Annotated in this window: 1 protein-coding gene; it reads left to right on the top strand. The window is 65.8% G+C overall.

The window, feature by feature from the left end; genetic code table 11:
* Positions 1-570, top strand: a 570-nt coding sequence (locus tag EN818_RS30695) for a formate--tetrahydrofolate ligase (RefSeq protein WP_135906578.1), incomplete at both ends; no start/stop codon positions are given.

Raw genomic sequence — 570 nt, forward strand, 5'->3', positions numbered from 1 at the left:
TCATCGTCGCCTACCGCCGCGACAAGTCGCCGGTCTATGCCCGCGACCTCAAGGCCGACGGCGCCATGGCGGTGCTTTTGAAGGACGCCATGCAGCCCAACCTGGTGCAGACGCTGGAGAACAATCCGGCCTTCGTGCATGGCGGCCCGTTCGCCAACATCGCGCATGGCTGCAACTCGGTGGTCGCCACCACGACGGCGCTCAAGCTTGCCGACTACGTCGTCACCGAAGCCGGCTTCGGCGCCGACCTCGGCGCCGAGAAGTTCTTCGACATCAAGTGTCGCAAGGCGGGGCTGAAGCCGGCGGCGGCCGTCATCGTCGCCACCGTGCGGGCCATGAAGATGAATGGCGGCATCAAGAAGGAGGAGCTCGGCAAGGAGAACATCGAGGCGGTCAGGAAGGGCTGCCTCAACCTCGGCCGCCACATCGAGAACGTCAAGCAGTTCGGCGTGCCGGCGGTGGTGGCGATCAACCACTTCACCACCGACACCGAGGCCGAGGTCCAGGCGATGAAGGACTTCGTCAAGGCGCAGGGCGCCGAGGCGATCCTGTGCAAGCACTGGGCGCAGG

This window comes from Mesorhizobium sp. M3A.F.Ca.ET.175.01.1.1 (genome assembly GCF_004791945.1).
Lineage (GTDB): Bacteria > Pseudomonadota > Alphaproteobacteria > Rhizobiales > Rhizobiaceae > Mesorhizobium.